The sequence below is a fragment of the Pantoea conspicua genome (assembly GCF_002095315.1).
In the GTDB taxonomy this organism is placed as follows: domain Bacteria; phylum Pseudomonadota; class Gammaproteobacteria; order Enterobacterales; family Enterobacteriaceae; genus Pantoea; species Pantoea conspicua.
Genome location: NZ_MLFN01000043.1, coordinates 1 through 18,783, shown reverse-complemented (window position 1 = coordinate 18,783; position 18,783 = coordinate 1). Strand labels below are relative to the sequence as shown.

Genomic DNA, 18,783 nt, shown 5'->3' with positions numbered 1-18,783 from the left:
TGTTTATCGCAGGTAGAATTTCGCCCGAGCATAATCCGGTTTCAGGGTGAAACCGGTCAAACGTACTAACGAACTGGAACTTTATGAGTACAGCAAAACCTGAACGTGAATACTTCCTCGACTCTATCCGGGCGTATCTGATGTTACTGGGGGTGCCGTTTCACGTTTCCCTCATTTACTCCACGCAGAAATGGGCGGTTAACAGCAACGAGGCCTCACTGTGGCTGACGTTACTGAATGATTTCATTCATGCGTTTCGTATGCAGGTGTTTTTCGTCATTTCGGGTTATTTCTCCTACATGCTTTACCTGCGCTATCAGCCGAAACGCTTTCTTAAAGTGCGGCTGGAGCGTGTCGGCATCCCGCTACTGACCGCCATTCCGCTGATTACCCTGCCGCAGTTTTTTATGCTGAAAAACTGGACCGCCAAGCTGGCCGACTGGCCGCGCTTCACGCCCTATCAGAAATTCAATAACCTGATGTGGGAGCTGATTTCGCACCTGTGGTTTCTGGTGGTGCTGGTGATGTTAACCACGCTGGGCATGTTGACCTTTCGCTGGTTACGCGATCAACACCGCACCCTTGATTACAACCGGGTCGGCTGGAGCTCGCTGGCCGCGGGCGTCCTGGCCTGGGCGCTGCTGTGGTGTGCCTTCCGCCGCCTGATCTTTCTGTTCCAGCCGGCCTGGCTGATGGATGGTCTGTTCAGCATCATTGTGATGCAGACGCTCTTCTATCTGCCGTTCTTTATGCTGGGGGCGCTGGCGTGGAAGCATCAGCCGCTGAAACAGCTGTTTGTCCGTTTCAATCCGCTGATGTGGGCCGGCGCGGTAGTGATGTTTATTGCCTACTGCGCTAATCAGCGTCTGAGCAGTGGTGAGGGCTGGCTGTATGAACTGGATGCGCTGATCTCGACGCTGATGGGATTATGCATGCTGAACGTTTGCTTCTGCTTTGGGCATAAACTGTTGAACTCGCACTCGCCGCGCATCATGTATCTGGTGAATGCGTCGCTGTTTATCTATCTGGTGCACCATCCGCTGACGCTGCTGTACGGCATTTATGTCACACCACGCATCGAAAACAACACGCTGGGCTTTTTCCTTGGCCTGTTAATGGTGTTCGGGATTGCGTTCCTGCTGTATGAGATTCACCTGCGGATTCCACTGTTGCGCTTCCTGTTCTCGGGTAAGTTTGAACGTAAATAACCCGAGGTCAGGCAATTAATGGGTGCAGGCCTTGAATGGTGTTAGCCAAAGACGGCGCACAAACTTAAAGCGAAGGTAGCATACGCCAGTAGCAAAGCATAGCGGGCCAGGGACGGCGGGTTTTGCATCTTTGCGGAGGGCGTATGCACTCTGAGCCTGCGCGGCGTCCAGATTACAGCAGCCATTCAATCGGCAAGCGCCACACCAGCCGCACCTGCAGCCGCTGCCACCATGAGCAGCCCGGCTCATGCTTATGCACCATCTGTTGCGCCTCTCCGGGATACTCCAGCCAGTTTACCCGCCCCCACTTATCCAGACGCAGCGTCCAGGCGCGATCGCGCATCGACTGGCTGAAGCGCTCATGGGTAACCTGTGCCAGCGTTTCACTCTCAATCACCAGTCCCATTTCGGTATTAAGTACCGCCGAGCGAGGATCGAAGTTGAACGAGCCGATAAACAGCGTCTGCTGATCGACGGAAAAGGTTTTGGCATGGAGGCTGGAGCCGGAATTACCGGTTAAGCCGCGATCGTGTGGGGCATCCTGCAGCGCCGCCTGCGGTTTCAGCTCATACAGGGCGATGCCGTGCCGCAGCAGCTTCTTGCGCCATTTGGCATAGCCGGCATGTACAATCGACACATCATTGGCCGCCAGCGAGTTGGTGAGAATGGCGATTTTTACCCCTTTGCGTTTCAGCGACAGCAGCTGCGCCACGCCAGCGCGGGTCGGCACAAAATAGGCGGAGATAATGTCGAACTGCCGCTGGGGCGTCCCAATGACCTCCAGCATGCGCTGCGGCAGCAGGGTTTTCGGGCGCGCCTTTCCCAGACCTTTACGCGGATCGTCACTCAGCAAGCGGGTTCTGGCCCAGGTCAGCCTGCCCTGTTCCAGATCCTGCAACAGTGAGGCGTTTTCCAGCCGCTGCAGATAGCGCTGCACCGCCTCGCTATGCCGCCACTCCGCGGGCAAACTGACGTTATCTTCCACCTGTACATGATCGTCCAGTACCTGCTGTAGCGGTGAGACCGGCCGGCTGTGCCAGTAGCGTTCAAAATCCTGCGCGACTTCCTCAACCACCGGGCCAATGGCCATCACGTCGAGATCGGCAAACAGCGGTTCATTGCCGGTGCCGAAGTATTCATCGCCGATATTGCGCCCGCCCACGATGGTGGTCACCCCGTCGACGGTGAAACTTTTATTGTGCATACGGCGGTTGAGGCGGGCGAAGTCAGTCAGATAGCCCAGCGCCCGTAAGGTGCGAAATGAAAACGGATTAAACAGCCGCACCGCAATATTGGGGTGACGGTTGAGCTGGGTCAGCGTTTCATCCAGACCCGGCGTATTATTGTCGTCCAGCAGCAACCGGACCTTAACACCGCGCTGTGCCGCTTCCAGCATCGCGCTGAACAGCAACCGGCCAGAGAGATCGTTTTGCCAGATGTAGTACTGAATATCGAGCGAGCGCTCTGCTTTTGCATCAGCAGATAGCGCGCTGCAAAAGCGTCCAGCCCATCGCTAAGCGGATAAATTCCGCTGAGTCCTGGGTGGCGCTGGCACTGCGGCACCAGTTGCGCTTCCAGCCAGCTGGGCTGTTCGGATTGCTGAGGCAGCTCAAACGCTTCGGTCATGACCATTCCCTGTAAAATGCAGTTATTTTTATTATTCCCCGGTCCGCACGCTGACGCTATACGATCCTTCTGACTTCGTAAAATGCTGCGGCTGGTTTTTAGTCTAGACTTAGTCGGACGATCTGTGACCGGTATCGCCCGGCAGGAGAGGAATATGTCACATCAACCCCTTACAGACGCCCGCCAGCGCCATCATCCCAGCCTGTTTCGCAGTTTTTTCCAGGGCAGTTTTCCCTGCTCCACCGCCTGCCGCACACCAGGGAAACGGCTGGATATGGTGATCAGCAGCGGTCACGATATTCTGCTGGAGAAGGATTATGCCGCCCTGGCCGAACAGCACCTGCTCACCGCGCGTGACGGGGCGCGCTGGCACCTGATTGAAAAAAACCCGAATCAATATGACTGGCAGAGTTTTCTGCCGATGATTGACGCCGCACGACGTCAGAATCTGCAGATTATCTGGGAGCTGGCGCACTTCGGTTATCCCGACCATCTTAATATCTGGAAAGCGGAATTTGTTGATCATTTTAGCCGTTTTGCCCGCGCGATGGCGCAACTGATGCGTGATGAGGGTATCGAACAGCCTTTCTTTACCCCGGTCAATCAAATCTCATTCTGGTCATGGGCCGGTGCCGATGTCGCCTGGTTCAATCCACACGCAGCGAGCCGGGGTAAAGAGCTGAAGCGTCAACTGGTGCGTGCCTCGCTGGCCGCCATTCATGCCATTCGTGAGGTCTACCCGGATGCGCGCTTTGTGCTGACCGATCCGCTGGTGCAGATTGCGCATCACAAGGACAATCCGGACAGCAAACCCTACGCGGATGCCCAGCACCAGGCGCAATTTGAGGCCTGGGACATGCTGGCGGGTCGTCTCGATAAAGAGCTGGGCGGCAGTGAAGACTGCCTTGATATTCTTGGCCTGAATTACTACCCCGACAACCACTGGTTCTTCCCCGATCGGCCGATGCCGACCGACGATCCAGCGCGCGTTCCGCTGCATATTTTACTGGCACAGTGCTGGCAGCGCTTCCAGCGCCCGATGCTGATTGCCGAAACCGGCGCCGAAGGCGAGGCGCGTGCGCCGTGGCTGCAGGAGATCAGTGAAAATGTCGCGGTGGCGCTGGATCAGGGTATTGCGGTGGAGGGGGTTTCGCTCTATCCGGTGGTGGAATATCCGGCCTGGGCGGATGACCGGCGCTCACCCGGTCCGCTGTTCGGCCTGGCCGATCCCAACGGTAATCGCAACCTGCACGAGGCGTTAGCGCTGGTGCTGCGCAGTCAGCAGATCAAATTTACCCGGCGCGATCAGACGTGCTGAGACGGTGGCGCTTTGGGATAACAGGACTGAACATCCAGTGACGGATCGGTGGGATGACGCACGTCGGTGAGCCAGGTCATGGTAAACAGGAATGTCACGCCGATCAGGCAAGCGGTCAGCAGGCCGATAATTGCGATCAGTTTGTCATCTCTCGATTCCATCGCCCTCTCCTTTTCCCTTGCCTTGAATCGCCTGGGCGTTCAGCTCATCCAGAGCGTAATCATCAGAACAAAGATTATAAGCGTAACCGAGGTCACCGCAAGCACTACAATCGCGAAGTGCGCATCGTCGAGCGACTGGCGAATCGGCTCATCGTGATCGTCGGGTGGCAAAGGTAACGACATGGGGTTCCTGTAACATGGAGTAAGCTGCCGGTTATGCAGCGCGTTTCAGTGTAGAGGAAAGCCTGAGTGGCGTCCGGTTCTTTTGTCTGGAAAATAAACGGAATGCGCGCAGCACCCCGTTTTCACCCTGATCAGGCCGATCAGAAGTCGTAGGTTACGCCGACTTTCAGCGTGCGACCGTCGCCCTGGGACAGATAGGTGCCGGTATCATCCACGTTAGCCCAGTATTTTTCATTGGTGACGTTTTCGACCCCGACGCGCCAGACCATCTCATTCTGATTAAGCTGAGTGCGGTAACGCAGCCCCAGATCCAGCGTAGTGTAGCTGTCGATCTTCTTACTGTTGGTGGCATCAGCCCACTGCGAACCGGAATGGGTCATCAGCGCGGTGGCGGTTAACCCCTCCAGCGGTTTGATGTCATATTCGGCCCCCAGCGTATAGGTGTCGCGCGGCACTCCCACCGCCTGATTACCGTCATAGGTGCCACCGGCCGTTTTTTCCATCACCGGGTCCAGCCAGGTGGCGCTGGCGTTAAGGCGGAAGCCCAATACCGGCTCGCCAAACAGATTCGTTTCAATGCCCCGATGGCGCTGCTCACCGTTCATGCCATAGACACCATTAGCATCAATCATCCCCGACGGCTTTTTAATCTCAAACAGCGACAGCGTGCCGCCGATCCGGCCAAAATCGCCCTTCACTCCGATCTCATTCTGTTTCGAATGGGCGATGCCGGTGATGGCCCCGGATTGACGACCGAGTCATTACGCGGCGCCACCGAGCCGGGCTGCAACGCTTCGGTATGATTAGCGTAAAGAGAGATTGATTGCCACGGCTTGTAGACCAGGCCATAAGTCGGCATCCAGCGGCTATTGGTGTAGCGCGAAGCGGTATCTTCCGCACCGCTGTTGTAGTTGTAGTTGCGCACCCAGACTTTCTGATGGCGCGCACCCACGGTCAGCAACAGCGAATCATCAAACAGGCCCAGCGTGTCGCTCAGCAGATAGCCCTGCGTACGGGACCGCGCGGTGGTAAGTGGATCGGAGAACTTGCCGCCGGCAAAGTTGGCTGCCGGTGCAGCAATCTCATCCGTATTATAGATGTTGGTATTCGCATTGGTCAGCGACATGGCGTAGGCATTCTTCGCATTGGTGGTCAGCGCCGAGTAGCCGACGTTGACCTTATGCGAAATAAAGCCGGTATCGAAATTGCCGCGCAGCCCCACCATACCGCTCATGTTGTCCTGAACGCGGTTGGTACTAAAGGTGCCGATGGTGGCATCGCCCGCGCGGTTGATCAGTTTTGGCGTCCCGTAGTTACCGGTTTCGTGGGCGTGCTGCGCACCTAAACCGGCATAGGCGGTCCAGCTATCGCTGAGATCGTACTCCGCCCGGGCCATACCAAACTCCGACTCCATGTCACTGTAGACCCATTTCTGGCTGTAGTTATGAGAATGGGATGGCACTGCCGGAATGAAATCGACGCCGCTGATGTTGATGCCTTGCAAACCGTCGTGGAAGGTCTTTTTCTGGTAGCCAACATCCAGCGAGGTGCGTAACCGGTCACCGCGATAGTCCAGACCGATTGAGGCGGCGGTGGTGCGCTTTTTCTCGTCATCCACGCCGGTTTCCCCTTCACGGTGGACCACATTAACCCGCACGCCGAACTGGTCATTATCACCAAACCGGCGTCCCGCATCTACCGTTGTACCGATCTGCGCATCGGAGCTGTAATCAACGCCTATCCGTGCCTGCGGAAGCTCCCCGGCATGTTTAGGTTCCAGGTTGATGATCCCGCCTACGCCGCTGCTGGCCGCGCCATTCAGCAAGCTATTGGCGCCTTTGAAGATTTCAACCCGTTCAATCAGCGAGGCATCCATCACCTGACGCGGCACCACACCCGGCATTCCGCCATAGGTCATGTCATCGCCATCCAGCAGGAAGCCACGGATCCGGTAGCTTTCGGCGAAATTACCGTAGCCTTTAACGCTTTGTACCCCGGCATCATTGCGCACCACATCAGCAATGGTTTTGGCCTGCTGGTCCTCAATCATTTTTGCGGTAAAGCCGATGACGTTAAACGGCACATCCATCGCCTTCTGCTCACCCAGCATACCCAGCCGGCCGCCGTGGGCCACCTGCCCTTCCAGATAAGCCGGTACTGTCTGATCGCCGCCCGGCTTAAAGCTATCGTCAGGTGTGGCGGTGACCGTCATGGTCTGCCCGCTCTGGCTGGCGGTCAGCGCCGCCTCAGGTGACGCGGCTGCAGAGGGAGAAGGCGTTGCCGCCATTACGGGCAGAGATCCGGCACTGACCAGCATGGCCAGTAGTGTCGGTTTATATCCTGGGGTGAAAAGGCGCTGGCGCATGGTTGTTCCCTGAATTGAATTAGACTGAGAATCATTATTATTTCGGTTTGCGATTATGCGCAGGCGCTGCTCAATTGCAAGTAAAATTGCCGATCGGGGAAGTGGGGGGTTGAATGAACATCGGGCAGGACGGAATTGAAAGGACGCCCATGCCTTAGCGGCATGGGCAGGCGGTCAGACGTCGCTGAAATGTTAATTAATGGATGAGGCTGCATTCCCCGCTGACCAGCCACCGCCCAGCGCGCGGTAGAGATCGATCTGCGCCAGCAGCAGGTTATTTTTCACCGTCACCAGATTCAGCTGAGTGGTAAACAGGGTGCGCTGGGCATCCAGCTCATCAAGATAAGAGGCATAACCGTTCTGGTAGCGGTTGCTGGCGATGCGCAACGCTTCAGCCACATAGCGCTCCTGCTTCTGCAGCTCTGCCAGCTGCGCCTCACCCTGCCGGATCGCGTCCATCGCATCGTTCACTTCCGAGAAGGCGTTACGCACCACTTTCTCATAACCGTAGAGCGCCTGATTACGCGTTGCCATTGAGACATCCACTTCTGCGGTCAGCGCTTCACGGTTGAGCAGCGGAGCCAGAATACTGCCGCCGACGCTCCACAGGCGGAACGGATTATCCGCCAGCTGATGCAGCACCGAGCTCTGTAACGTGCCGGTGGCGGTCAGGTTGAGGTCAGGCAGCAGCTGCGCTTTGGCGGAGGCCAGACTGGCATCGGCGGCCAGTAGCTGTCGCTGCGCCTGAACAATATCGGGGCGGCGGTTAAGCAGCTGTGACGGCAGCAATGACGGCAGATGCTGTGGTGAAATCTGCTCAAACTGCTGGCGGCGGGCGATTTCGCGCGGATTCATCGCCACCAGAATACTCAGCGCATTCTCCTGCTGCCTGATCTGGTGCCGGAGCTGCGGTATCTGCGCTTTGGCTGACTGATACTCCGATGCGGCCTGCATCCACTCCAGCCGCGAGGTATAGCCGGTTTCAAACTGACGCTTCGCCAGCATCAGTGAATTATTACGGGTTGCCAGTGTCGCCTCGGTAACCCGTAACTGTTCATCCAGCGCACAGAGGTTCAGGTAGCCGGTCGCGACCGAACTGGCGATGGTCAGTTCCGCTGCCGAGGCCGCAGCCTGTTGTGCCGCCAGCGACGCTCGTGACGCCTCGATCGAACTGCTGCGCGCACCCCATAAGTCAACGTCGTAGTTTGCCTGCAGCAGGCCCTGGAAAACATCGGTCTCATAGGGCTGACCGGTTACAGAGGAGAGCGTGCGTTCGCGGGTGGCCGCCGCGCCGGCACTCAGGGTCGGGAAATTGTCGCCCTGCGCCGCACGCAGCTGGGCGCGATACTGATCGACCCGCGAACGCGCGGTCAGAATATCGGGATTGTTGCGCAGTGCCTGCGCCACCAGCCGGTTGAGATGCTCATCGCCGAAGGCGCGCCACCATCCGGCTTCCGGGGCGGCGTTGGGGCCAACCTGGTCGCGCCATGCTGCAGGTATCGGCAGTGATGATGGCGCTTTTTCCACTTCGGTGGCGCACCCTGACAGCGCCAGCGCCAGGGCAGCAATCAGTAAACGGCGGTCGATCATGGCGCGCCCTCACCTGCCGGCTGTGCCGCCGTGTCAATACTCACCTCCACCGACATGCCAGGACGCAGTTGCTGCATATCGCCATCATCGATTCGAATGCGAACCGGAATACGCTGGGCAATTTTGACAAAGTTACCGGTGGCGTTATCGGGCGAAATGGCGCTGAACTCCGATCCGGCGGCAGGCGAAATAAATTCAACCTGGCCGGTAAAGCGTTTGCCATCCAGCGCATCAACCCGGATGGTCACAGGCAGACCGGGCCGGATTCGCGCCAGTTGCGTCTCTTTCAGGTTGGCAATGATCCATTTGCGGTTCGGCACTACCGAGGTCAGCCGCGTCCCGGCGGTGACATAAGCGCCGGTTCGCACCGACAACTGACCAAGCTGACCGTCATCCGGCGCGGTAATCCGGGTATTCGCCAGATCGATCTCCGCCAGTTCCAGTGCCGCTTTCGCACTGGCAACGTCGCCTTCCAGCGAGGCGCGGTTAACGATCACCGTTTGCAGATTTTGCTCTGCCACGGCGATTTGCGCCGCAGCCTGACGCACCTGTGCCTGCGCCTGGGCATTTGCCGCACGCGCCGCATCCCGTTCGCGCACCGACAACGAACCGTCGGCGGCGAGATTTTCGACCCGCTTCAGATCAAAGCCGCTTTTCAGCGCCTGCGCTTTGGCATTCTCCAGCACCGCTTTATTACTCTCAATCGTCGCCTGAGCACTGCGTCGCTGCTGCAGATTATTGCTCAGCGCGGCTTCCTTCATCGCCAGCTGCGCCTGCGCCTGATGAACGCGCTGACGGTAGATACGATCGTCAATGGTCATCAGCAACTGACCCTTTTTCACCGGCTGCAGATCGATCACCTCAACCGACGTCAGGTAACCACTGACCTGCGGACTGATAAAGGTCACCTGCCCGCGAACATAGGCATTTTCGGTGCTTTGCACTGCGCTGGTAAAAGGCCAGAGTTGCCAGGCGTAGAGAATGACTAATACGCCAATCACCACAATGCCACTGCCGGCGGCAATCGAAAGAATACGGCGACGATTCGCACGATCGCGTTCTGCCGCCTGAAGTTCGTCCTGCTGACTCATTGTTTCTCCGTTGATTGCTGTAATTCGGCCAGCTGTTGCTGCTCCCGCAGGTTAAATTGTGCCTGCCGCCAGTCGAGATAACGCCGACGCGTTAGACGCCAGATCACCCACATCAGGGTAATCAGAGCCAGCGCGGCCGTTAACAGATAAGTATCGTTGTACGCCAGTACGTTGGCCTGTAATGTCGCCACGGTTTGCAGCTGGCTGCTGCTCTGCGCACCGAGCAGAACGTTATCGCCGACCAGGCTGTTAAACAGTGCATTGTACTGGCTGAGACGTTGATTGACGTTAGGGTCCAGCAGCGAAAGTTGATCGCTGAGCAGACTGGAGTGATATTTTTCCCGCCAGGTCTGAAACGTCCCGAGGATCGCCGAACCAATCAGCCCGCCCAGGTTCTGGCTCATCCCGAACAGCACCACGAAACTCACCAGGTTCTTAGGCTGCGTCACCACACTGCCGATCCCCATCAGCATCGCCGGCGCCATGAAAAAAGCGCTGCTGAAGCCCAGCAGGAACTGGCTGAAGTACATATTGTTAGCGCGGGTCAGCGGGCTGGAGTGCGCATCCATTAGCGAGGCGATAATCATCACCACCAGCGAGGTGACGATTGGCCAGTTAAGATGGTTGGGCTTGATGGTGAGCGCACTGGCGGCAATGCCGACAATTACGCCAGCAATGATCGCCAGCGCCAGTCCGCGCATCTGATCGTTCTGCAGGCCTATTTGCTGTAAAAAACCGACCGCGCCGGTGTTCTGCTCCGCCAGCACGATGCGGATCATGATCATCACAATGCCAAGACGCACCATCATGCCGCTACTCAGCCAGCGGGTGTTGATCAGCGGATTGCGCCGGTTATGCTCAATTACAATGGCGGTAACGATCAGCGTTAATGCAATGGCGGTACAAATACCCAGCCACGGCGTGGTGAACCACCACTCAATCCGGCCCAGTGACAGCACGCCACACAGCAGCGCCATGCCCGGTGCCAGCAGCATAAAGGTGACGAAATCCATTTTTTCAAAGGTTTTGATCCGATCGCCTGGCGGTAACTTAATCAGCAGAACGCCGCCCAGCGCAATCAGCGCCAGGCCCAGTTCAAACAGATAGAGTCCGCGCCACTCATTGAGTTGCAGCAGTTCCGAAGAGAAAAGTCGGGCCAGCGGGATCGCCAGTTGCGATACCGTCAGACCGATCACCAGCGCTTTCAGTCGATGCTTCGCAGGCCAGGCCTGCACCTGATAATAGATACCCAGTGAGCTGAGCGCCGCCGCCACCATACCGTGTGCGGTACGCACGATGATCGCCGAACTGAGATCGTTGGCGAACAGATGAAAAAAGGCCACCAGCACATAGAGCACCAGAAACGCTTCGGTAAAGGCGCGCAGGCCAAACTGCTGTCGGAACTTCACCAGCAGCAGGTTGATGGAGATATTGCCCATCACGTAGACCGCGGGCAGCCAGGCAATCTCGTTAGAATAGGCGCCGAAGGTGCCCTGCAGGTTAATCAGATTGGCGGTCACCAGTGCATTACTCAGCGCGCCGGTTAGCGAGATCAACAGGCCTATCAGGCCAAACGCTACCCGCTTTGGCAGCGGATGCAGCGGGGTCGAAGGCGACCCCGGCAGCATCGGTTTTTCATGCGGTAACCATTCACGCGCGGCGTAGGGATTGCGCTTCGCCACCTTTACATGTTTCCCATTCGCGTCAGCAACTGCTGCAGCACCCGTTCGGTGACGGCCAGATCCTGCGGATCAATATCCGCCAGCATTTCGCTGCGCAGCGCATCCGCCTCGGTTTTCACTTTGGCAAACGCCTGATTGCCTTTTTCAGTCAGCACCAGGTGACGCTTACGTCGATCTTCCGGCGGCTGCACCCGCGACAGCAGCGACTGTTTTACCAATCGATCCACCAGCGGCACCATGCTGGCATCTTCCAGACCCAGCAGCTGCGCCAGTTCGGTCTGGGTCAGCCGTTCGGGTTCGCTGGCAATCAGACCAATCGCCATCCAGCTGCTCATGCTCAGACCGCTGTCTTTCAGATGACGGTCAACGGCCAGCCGCCAGGCATGCGCGGTAAGATGCAGTAAATGGGTAAAAGTACGAGTGTGCGAAGACAAATGTTAGCAACCTAATAGTCAGACATCTAATTAAATGGAAGCGTTATTATACGCAAAGCAAAACGCGATTGAAAAGCGCTCGATCTGTTAAAAATTAGTGGATCGCGGCAGAATGTCCAGAGGCCGCAACCGGGAGTGCTACACCATGATAACAGCTGCGAAAAACTGGGTGGATTTGCGCCGTGACGCTGCCAGCGGCATTGAGTCGCTTCGCGCCCATTTTACCGGGCATGCTTACGATCCGCACTGGCATGACAGTTATCTGATTGGCGTGACAGAGCAAGGTGTACAGCAGTTTCATTCGCGACGCAAACAGCATCAAAGCCGACCCGGTACGGTGTTTATGCTGGAGCCGGAAGAATTGCATGATGGTGACGCCATTAACCCGCAGGGCTTCACCTATCGCATGCTCTACCTTTCACCGCTGCAGGTGCAGCAGCAGCTCACTCCGCTGCTGGCTGAAGGGCCGGAACAGCGCGAATTGAGCTTCGCCGCCACCCTGCGTGACGATCTGCCGCTGGCTTATGCGGTGTGGCACGCCTTCGACGCGCTGTGGCACGATCATCCTGCTCTGATTAAAGACGCGGCGCTCGACCGGCTGTTTGGTCAGCTGACGCAACACCGGCTATGGCGATTACCCGAAGCAGACTGCCCAGGTGATGGGCGACTGGCACTGCTGGCGCGCGACTGGCTGATTGCCCACCATGCGGAGAATCCGGGCTTACAACAGATGGCACAGAGTCTGAACATCGATCGCTTCCGCCTGTCGCGACTCTTCCAGGCCCACTGGGGTTTACCGCCACACGCGTGGCTGGTGCAGTGGCGGCTGAGCCGGGCGCGACGGCGTCTGGCGGAGGGCCAGCCGGTGGCCGATGTGGCGGCGGCGCTGGGCTTTGCCGATCAGAGTCATCTGGGCCGCTGGTTCAAACGTGCCTGCCAGCTCAGCCCGGCGCGTTATCAACGCATCTGCACAAATCTTCCAGACCTGACGTAACCGGCTTGCCACAATGCGCTTTTTTAGTCAGGAGAAGCGTGATGCAGGATTTACATTGTGTGATGATTTTAAATGCCAGTTTGCCGCCGGGCAAAGCGACCAATGCCGCTGCGGTGATGGCGTTAACGCTTGGCCAGCGCCATCCGGCCCTGGTGGGTGACGCGCTGGAAGACGCCAGCGCCCATCCCTGCCCCGGCCTGATTCCGGTCGGTATCCCGGTACTGGCGGCCACGCCCGAACAGCTCAGCCTGTTGCGGGAAAAGGGCGAACTGACCGGCTGCGATATGGTGCTGTTTCCGGAAGAGGGTCAGTCCACCACTGACTATCAGGCGCTGAGTGTTGCGATGCGGCAGCAGCCACGCCAGCAGTGGCGCTTGCTGGGCGTCGCGGTTGTCGGTGAGAAAAAGGCGCTGCGCAAACTGACCGCAAACTTAGCCCTGTTCAGCTAAGCCTGGCGCGGAAAGCCGATCGCGTTTTTCTGTCTCTTTTTTAGGCTGTACAGATTTTCTGTACAGCTTTTTCCTCGGAATATTCCTTATAACCCGCTGTTAGCCTTCATATAGCACATAATGTTTAAGAATCCGATTGTACAGATCGGAATTGATTGTATAACTTTATCCCCACGAGTTGTCTTGCGACTCTGTAACGAATGATGCACGTGCGTCGCCTCTGAAGGTGTCAGTGGATTTCCACCTTCAGAGGTTATTTTTTGGTTATTTATGACGTTGGGTTCCTTCGCATCTGTCCATGCGGGGGCTTTTTTAATGTCTTTTTTGTCCTGACATCCGAAACGGAATCGGGCTGTTTTGAAGGGCTGACACATGCAAAACCAGAACATCGTTCCTAAAACCGATAAAGAGATTGCCGACTACTTTAATGCTGCCGCCAATAAACCGGCCAGTGATATGGAGATGCTGGGTTTACTGGTCGCTGAGATCCTGCAGTCCGGCATGCCCGTGAGTAACAAAGCGATCATTTCGAAATTGATTCATCGTCTGGAGCTGGAAAGCGACCGCGAATCGCTGGAAATATACCGGCAGCTGCTGGAGCTGGTGGTTCACAAAACCCCGGATGATTTTTCGCTGTAGTCCCGACTCCATGGAGGGAGTCACTCTGCCTTTTTCTGGTATCTTCGCCCTTCGCCCGGTAACATCTGCCTCTCACCGTTTATCCTGACTTTCTCGCCCTTCGCGCGAGAGCAAAACAAAAAAGAGCCTGCAACCTTTTATGACGCAAACAAATGATGTCGCTGCAACCTCTGTTGTAGCGAGTGATATCAGTGTCGGCCGCGTACTGCGCTCACCGGCACTGCTGACCCGCGAATGCCTGGCCGGTGTGATCACCGCGCTGGCCCTGATCCCTGAAGTGATCTCCTTTTCCGTTATTGCTGGCGTTGACCCGAAAGTCAGCCTGGTCGCCTCAGTGGTACTCTGTCTGATCCTGTCGATTCTCGGCGGACGCCCGGCGATGGTCACCGCTGCCGCCGGTTCGGTGGCGCTGGTAATCGGCCCGATGGTGCATCTGCATGGGGTTGAATATATTTTGCCGGCGGTGGTGATGGGCGGCGTGATTCAGATCCTGTTTGGAGTGGCCGGACTGGCACGTATGATGCGCTATATTCCACGCTCGGTAATGCTGGGATTTGTGAATGCGCTGGGCGTGCTGATTTTCTTTGCTCAGGTTCCTCACGTCTGGGGACAATCATCGCTGGTATGGATCTTCTTTGCCGTGACGCTGGCCATTGTGCTGCTGCTGCCACGTCTGGTGAAAAGCGTCCCCTCACCGCTGGTCGCCATTGTTGTGGTGACCGCCGTTGCCCTGCTGATGGGCTACCGGATGCCGAACGTCGGTGATGAAGGGCCAATGAGCCCCGGCCTGCCCGGTTTTAACAGCCTGCTGGTGCCGCTGAATCTGCAAACCCTGCAGATTATCTGGCCTACCGCGCTGAGTATCGCCTTTGTCGGACTGATGGAATCGCTGCTGACTGCCAAGCTGGTTGATGACCTGACCGATACGCCTTCCAGTAAACGTCGGGAATCCTGGGGACTGGGTATCGCCAATATTTTTGCCGGTTTTTATGGTGGCATCGCCGGTTGCGCAATGATTGGACAGACCATCGTCAACGTGGAGCTTGGCCGGGCGCGCAGTCGGGTCTCGACGGTTGCTGCCGGACTGGTGCTGTTGCTGCTGGTTACCGGCCTGAGCCAGATTATGGCGCAAATCCCTATGGTGGTGCTGGCGGGGATCATGATGGTGGTGGCGGTGAAAACCGTTAACTGGCATAGCCTGCAACCGGCCACCCTGAAACGTATGCCCTGGTCGGAAACGCTGATTATGGTGTTAACGGTGGTGGTGACGGTCTGGACCGGTAATCTGGCGCTGGGCGTGCTGGCCGGAGTGATTGTCGCGATGATGCTTTTTGCTCGCCGTATTGCGCATGTCATTCACGCGGAGCGTGAACTGAGTGAAGATGGCGAGTCGGTACGCTATACGGTACGGGGACCACTGTTTTTTGCCAGCAGCAACGATCTGTTTGAGCATTTCGATTATGCCCACGATCCGAAGAATGTGATTATCGATTTAACCCATGCGCAAATCTGGGATGCGTCCAGCGTGGCGGCACTGGATGGTATTGAGTATCGCTATCAGCGCTATGGCACACAGGTCACGATTGTGGGACTGGATAACCGTAGCACTGACTTCCACCGCCGGTTGACCGGTAATTTCGGTTAGCCTTGCGGTTGGCCCTGATCGATCGGCTGCCTGACAGACAGCCGATCGGATTCAGGCCTGTTGCCGACGCGCTTTGTAGCGAGCCACCATCGTCACCAGCGCCTGATAGATCAGACCGGCGTAGAGACTCATCAGAATAGCCAATCCTGGCTCTTTGCCCTGCTGCTGCCATGACATAAACCACATGAACACGCCCCACAGAACAGAGAACACCAGCCAGCCGCGGATGAACTTCACGATGCCATTCATAACCACTCCTCTTTAATGATGCGCTACCTTAGCGGTGTTCGGCACAAAACGCATTGTTGTCACACCTGAGTTGAGAGGCGCCTCAAATAAACGGCCTCTGTTTTCGCTTTGGCGGGCGCAGCGTGGTGAACCAGGTGATTCCCGGCCGCTTTTCTATACTGAATGCACCGTCTGAACTTTCAGGATCTTTTAATGAAACGTTGCGTTTTATTGCTGTCAGCTTTTGCCATTATCACAACCCTTTCCGCCTGCGCGCCTCAGTCGCCGGGTAGCGATGCGCCACCGCCGCCATCACCACCAGGCGGTCAGCAGCCGGTCGGTGCGCCTGGAGGCAGTGGGCCGGTTGGTCAGCCGCAATCCTGAGCCGGTGCCACTGAGGGCAGGTTATCCCGCCCGGTGCGCGATGCTTCAGACGCCGGGCGATCTAATGCCGATGGGCACATCCGCACTCAGACATTTCGCCCGGTCGCTGTTTGCCGAAATGGGAGTGGCGAATCTTTAACGCCCCTTCACGCCCCTCTTTATGTTCAACTGCCACTGTTCCGAGCAGACGATTCAGCGCGTGGTTAATGCGCCAGCCGATGTTGTCGGCCCAGGTGGTCAGATGCCAGGTTGAGGAACGCGCTTCATCAACATCGCCAAATCCCGCCACCGCAATGTGCACACCCTGACCAAAATCACGGATCGCCTGCATGGCACCAAATGCCAGTAAATCACTTTCGCAGAAAAGCGCCTGAATGCGCTCGGCCGCGCGGGTCTGTTTCAGATAACGGGTCACAGCCTGATAAGCCTGTTCGCGATCGCTGCCGTCTGCCACCAGTTCGACCGCAAGGGTGTGGTTCGCCGCCATCAGGCTGGCGTGATAACCCTGCATTTGCGACGAAATGCCTGCCAGGCTCTGCAGAGAGCCAAAACGCTGGTGCCCCTCAGCCAGCAACAAACACCCTATCTCCTCGCCTGCCAGCCGGGCATCGTGCTGTACGTCCTGCTCAGCATCTGGCCGAATCACCGGCAGCAAGCTAGCCGCAAGAGCATGATCGTATTGCCTGTCATTTATTCCATCAGACAATACCAGTAAACCGCGCAGCCCCAGTGGTGCAGCCTGCTTTAACTGTGCCGCCAGCGTCTGTTCGGTGTCAGCGGGTAAAAGCAGCATCAGCGCGCCGCGCGCGTTGAGCTGGCGCGTCAGTTCATTGAGTATTTTCTGGTGACAGGGAGTGAGTAACGGGCTGGCGACTACGCCAATCATCATCGGAAATGCGGGTGCCGGCTGTCGGGCAGGGGAAAGCGTCATCATCAGTGTCCTGTCTTTTCTGCGACGGAGAACAATAATCTTTACCATACTGGAAATAGCTGACTTTCAACAAGTTACAAAGTCAGACGCACGCCGCAAAAATGCGTGAAAAATAATGTAATGTTCATGCCGCGACCAGAGGGATCGGGGTTAGCCTGGCGACATGTCATTCCGCACTCAGGCGGAATCGACCGGAGTGCTCGCCAATAATTGCATAAGCGTAAGCGGCGACTAATTTATAAAACGTGTAAGCAGTAAAAATTATTTACTGAGGCTTTTAATAATTGATTATTCAGCTAGCCTTACTATCCCAGCCTGTCGGGAAGACTATACCGGCGCAGCTAACTGTATCAAGCGAAGGGGTAAATTTCATGCCATCAGGACAATTCTATATTATTGATCATCCCGAGCTGACGTTCACCGCCAGTTACCATATTGATACCGTCAATGAAAAACCGTTTAAATCGCGTATGGTGCTGGAGATCCAAAAGCAGCTACAGCCGACAGAGACGTTTGATGCAGTCAGTATCGGGCAGGAAGTTACCTTTGTCTCTTCCAGCGGCGAAGCGCAGCGACTCTATCTGATCAGTAACAATGACGAGCGGGTGGTGTTCAGTTCCCGTGCCTGAAAGGGATAAACGTCTGTTTGCGCGTCAGATTGCTGGCATCAACGACAAAAAATATCGAACCTGAAAACGCGCCAAACGCTAGCGAATAATCGACACACGTCATAAATCCCGCAATTGCAGACGCATTAATCCCTCAGCCAGCAACGGTTCCTGCCTCTTATATGCGCTGTTCGACTACAGGCATGCCATCTCCTGCACTGCGATCCAGGCGAGTGAAACTTGCGCAGGGATTACAACTCCGCTTGCAGCGCCAGATGTTTACGGTTCAGCGTGTCCACCTGTTGGTGGTGCGGAGCGGCTATTAATGGCGTGTAATTGTTATCTCAGTAAACAGCGCCTGCAGCTTCAGGTAATCAGCCTCGCTGGGTAGTTGCCACTGACTGCCGCTGAACCCGTGTGACACCCTGTTCGAATGGATGCGTATAACACAGAAGGACCAGCTGAAGTAGTCCAAATGTTTTAGCGGTATCTGGTGTCATGCCCAGCGATGCAATCAGACCTGAGCATATCAGGAAGTACATGGACAAACGCGGGTTGAAAAGTCATGTGCAGGCCAACCGCGAAGAGGCGTTAATGTCTCGTATGTACCGCTGGGGCTATGGGCGTGTATTGGTGTTTTTTTCTCGTTACTGTTGAACAATAACAAATCTACGATTCACCCATCAGTGAAAATGAGAGTGACCGCCGAAACCTTCAGAACGGCTGTTATCAGCGCCATAGCCATGGCCGCCGAAAGCATGTGAATGTGCTTTATCTTGCCCCCTACCATCATGTCCCATAGTGCCGCTATGTTTGCCGTTACGATCCTGACCACCTTTCACTATGGGGCTATTAATGATCGCCTGAACATGAGGAACAGCTACCTGAATAGTCGGATTTTGAGCAGCCAGTTCACCCGCTGTAGTTGTCTGAGTGATGCCATTGAACGATACGCTAACCGGCGTATCTGGGTGCAAGCTGGAAGCAGCTACATTGATTGAGCCGGAAGCAACGTTATTAACCGCGTTATAGCGTTGTGCTACCTGCGCTGCCTGATAAGCCTGTATTTTCTGTTCTTTGATTGCTGTCAGCGCTTGAAACTTAGCGTTTGAAGCATCAACAGAATAGTCAGGATGAGCGGTTGCTGATGGATTAGCCGTGGGCTGAGCGGTTGCTGACGGATTAGCAGTGGGCTGAGCGGAATTAGCGGCAGCATATTTAGCCGCAGTCAAAGCTGCATTGTATGC

At 56.4% G+C, this 18,783-nt stretch carries 17 protein-coding genes and 5 pseudogenes; 9 read left to right on the top strand and 13 right to left on the bottom strand.

Features of this window, described 5'->3' with window-relative positions; all coding sequences use genetic code 11:
- Positions 1 to 83: 83 nt before the first annotated feature.
- On the top strand, positions 84 to 1,208 hold the full coding sequence (mdoC, locus tag HA41_RS14335; protein ID WP_094121339.1) for a glucans biosynthesis protein MdoC: 1,125 nt from the start codon (positions 84 to 86) through the stop codon (positions 1,206 to 1,208).
- A 172-nt stretch (positions 1,209 to 1,380) separates the two neighbouring features.
- Here mdoC and HA41_RS14330 read toward each other — a convergent pair.
- Positions 1,381 to 2,834 (bottom strand): annotated as a pseudogene (locus HA41_RS14330) (phospholipase D family protein).
- A 154-nt stretch (positions 2,835 to 2,988) separates the two neighbouring features.
- Between HA41_RS14330 and HA41_RS14325 the strand changes: the two are divergent.
- Positions 2,989 to 4,152: a glycoside hydrolase family 1 protein gene (locus HA41_RS14325; protein WP_094121338.1), complete on the top strand. Its 1,164-nt coding sequence runs from the start codon at positions 2,989 to 2,991 to the stop codon at positions 4,150 to 4,152.
- On the opposite strand, the gene HA41_RS21115 is transcribed toward HA41_RS14325, so the two are convergent.
- The 7 genes and pseudogenes from HA41_RS21115 to HA41_RS14300 all read right to left on the bottom strand — a co-directional run bounded on the left by HA41_RS21115 (position 4,140) and on the right by HA41_RS14300 (position 11,658).
- Complete coding sequence (locus HA41_RS21115) at positions 4,140 to 4,313, bottom strand: hypothetical protein (protein ID WP_167373383.1); 174 nt, start codon at positions 4,311 to 4,313, stop codon at positions 4,140 to 4,142. The genes HA41_RS14325 and HA41_RS21115 overlap by 13 nt on opposite strands.
- Before the next feature lie 39 nt (positions 4,314 to 4,352).
- Entirely contained in the window at positions 4,353 to 4,496 is a 144-nt protein-coding gene (locus HA41_RS21110) for a hypothetical protein (RefSeq protein ID WP_010246429.1), read from the bottom strand.
- Between the two features lie 140 nt (positions 4,497 to 4,636).
- Positions 4,637 to 6,861 (bottom strand): annotated as a pseudogene (locus tag HA41_RS14320) (TonB-dependent receptor).
- Positions 6,862 to 7,053: 192 nt separating this feature from the next.
- Complete coding sequence (locus tag HA41_RS14315) at positions 7,054 to 8,451, bottom strand: efflux transporter outer membrane subunit (RefSeq protein WP_143807335.1); 1,398 nt, start codon at positions 8,449 to 8,451, stop codon at positions 7,054 to 7,056.
- On the bottom strand, positions 8,448 to 9,542 hold the full coding sequence (locus HA41_RS14310) for an HlyD family secretion protein (RefSeq protein ID WP_094121337.1): 1,095 nt from the start codon (positions 9,540 to 9,542) through the stop codon (positions 8,448 to 8,450). The genes HA41_RS14315 and HA41_RS14310 overlap by 4 nt, the downstream gene beginning before the upstream one ends.
- Positions 9,539 to 11,224, bottom strand: coding sequence for an MFS transporter (locus HA41_RS14305; RefSeq protein WP_094121336.1), 1,686 nt, complete (start codon positions 11,222 to 11,224; stop codon positions 9,539 to 9,541). Before HA41_RS14305 ends, HA41_RS14310 begins: the two co-directional genes overlap by 4 nt.
- Before the next feature lie 2 nt (positions 11,225 to 11,226).
- Positions 11,227 to 11,658 carry a MarR family winged helix-turn-helix transcriptional regulator gene (locus tag HA41_RS14300; RefSeq protein ID WP_094121335.1) on the bottom strand — a complete coding sequence of 144 codons (432 nt, stop codon included), beginning with the start codon at positions 11,656 to 11,658 and terminating at the stop codon, positions 11,227 to 11,229.
- Positions 11,659 to 11,803: 145 nt separating this feature from the next.
- Between HA41_RS14300 and HA41_RS14295 the strand changes: the two genes are divergently transcribed.
- The 4 genes from HA41_RS14295 to HA41_RS14280 all read left to right on the top strand — a co-directional run bounded on the left by HA41_RS14295 (position 11,804) and on the right by HA41_RS14280 (position 15,385).
- Positions 11,804 to 12,652 (top strand): AraC family transcriptional regulator, encoded by an 849-nt coding sequence (locus HA41_RS14295; RefSeq protein ID WP_094121334.1) that lies wholly within the window; start codon positions 11,804 to 11,806, stop codon positions 12,650 to 12,652.
- A gap of 41 nt (positions 12,653 to 12,693) precedes the next feature.
- Positions 12,694 to 13,101, top strand: coding sequence for a DUF2000 domain-containing protein (locus HA41_RS14290; protein WP_094121333.1), 408 nt, complete (start codon positions 12,694 to 12,696; stop codon positions 13,099 to 13,101).
- Positions 13,102 to 13,473: 372 nt separating this feature from the next.
- Positions 13,474 to 13,740, top strand: a complete 267-nt coding sequence (locus HA41_RS14285; RefSeq protein WP_094121332.1) for a biofilm/acid-resistance regulator YmgB/AriR — start codon at positions 13,474 to 13,476, stop codon at positions 13,738 to 13,740.
- 139 nt (positions 13,741 to 13,879) lie between these two features.
- Positions 13,880 to 15,385 (top strand): SulP family inorganic anion transporter, encoded by a 1,506-nt coding sequence (locus tag HA41_RS14280; RefSeq protein WP_094121331.1) that lies wholly within the window; start codon positions 13,880 to 13,882, stop codon positions 15,383 to 15,385.
- 51 nt (positions 15,386 to 15,436) lie between these two features.
- Here HA41_RS14280 and HA41_RS14275 read toward each other — a convergent pair whose 3' ends face one another.
- Positions 15,437 to 15,634 carry a DUF6404 family protein gene (locus tag HA41_RS14275; RefSeq protein WP_094121330.1) on the bottom strand — a complete coding sequence of 66 codons (198 nt, stop codon included), beginning with the start codon at positions 15,632 to 15,634 and terminating at the stop codon, positions 15,437 to 15,439.
- A gap of 192 nt (positions 15,635 to 15,826) precedes the next feature.
- Between HA41_RS14275 and HA41_RS21105 the strand changes: the two genes are divergently transcribed.
- Positions 15,827 to 15,997, top strand: coding sequence for a hypothetical protein (locus tag HA41_RS21105; protein WP_167373382.1), 171 nt, complete (start codon positions 15,827 to 15,829; stop codon positions 15,995 to 15,997).
- A 61-nt stretch (positions 15,998 to 16,058) separates the two neighbouring features.
- Here HA41_RS21105 and HA41_RS14270 read toward each other — a convergent pair whose 3' ends face one another.
- The gene (locus HA41_RS14270) at positions 16,059 to 16,931 is read right to left on the bottom strand and encodes a type 1 periplasmic-binding domain-containing protein (protein WP_094121329.1); all 873 of its coding nucleotides are present in this window, start codon (positions 16,929 to 16,931) and stop codon (positions 16,059 to 16,061) included.
- Positions 16,932 to 17,299: 368 nt separating this feature from the next.
- Between HA41_RS14270 and HA41_RS14265 the strand changes: the two genes are divergently transcribed.
- The gene (locus HA41_RS14265; protein ID WP_094121328.1) at positions 17,300 to 17,557 is read left to right on the top strand and encodes a hypothetical protein; all 258 of its coding nucleotides are present in this window, start codon (positions 17,300 to 17,302) and stop codon (positions 17,555 to 17,557) included.
- On the opposite strand, the gene HA41_RS14260 is transcribed toward HA41_RS14265, so the two are convergent.
- The gene (locus HA41_RS14260) at positions 17,541 to 17,672 is read right to left on the bottom strand and encodes a putative holin (RefSeq protein ID WP_279627065.1); all 132 of its coding nucleotides are present in this window, start codon (positions 17,670 to 17,672) and stop codon (positions 17,541 to 17,543) included. The genes HA41_RS14265 and HA41_RS14260 overlap by 17 nt on opposite strands.
- Positions 17,673 to 17,787: 115 nt before the next feature.
- Positions 17,788 to 17,966, bottom strand: a pseudogene (locus HA41_RS21720) (site-specific DNA-methyltransferase); the annotation flags it as partial.
- Positions 17,967 to 17,976: 10 nt separating this feature from the next.
- On the opposite strand from HA41_RS21720, the pseudogene HA41_RS21440 reads away from it, so the two are divergent.
- A pseudogene (locus HA41_RS21440) lies at positions 17,977 to 18,172 on the top strand (integrase); the annotation flags it as partial.
- Between the two features lie 47 nt (positions 18,173 to 18,219).
- On the opposite strand, the pseudogene HA41_RS21015 reads toward HA41_RS21440, so the two are convergent.
- Positions 18,220 to 18,783, bottom strand: a pseudogene (locus HA41_RS21015) (hypothetical protein); the annotation flags it as partial.